A 267-nucleotide genomic window follows, 5' to 3' on the forward strand; every position below is an offset into this window, starting at 1 on the left:
CTGGAGTAAGAAATAATCTTGCTCCAGAAATCTTGGTGGTGGCCACAAATCAGAAGATCCACTTCTTGCTCTTTAATGGTGACCTCTAATTTATCAGCCAAGTCGCCAGTACCTACGAAGAAATGTTTAAGTGGGTAATCCATGTAATCACTAAATGTCTTTAAACATCCCATTGAATGCTCATTCAACGGCCTTTGATCCGGGTTTTCTTTAATGTCTACAAGCTCACGATAGATTTCTCCGTGCGTACCATCAATATGAATAAAG

Annotated in this window: 1 pseudogene; it reads right to left on the bottom strand. The window is 39.7% G+C overall.

Going from position 1 to position 267, the window contains the following annotated elements:
- Nucleotides 1–267 (bottom strand): annotated as a pseudogene (locus IQR33_RS22215) (universal stress global response regulator UspA); the annotation flags it as partial.

This window comes from Vibrio sp. OPT46, assembly GCF_015163535.1.
Lineage (GTDB): Bacteria > Pseudomonadota > Gammaproteobacteria > Enterobacterales > Vibrionaceae > Vibrio > Vibrio alginolyticus.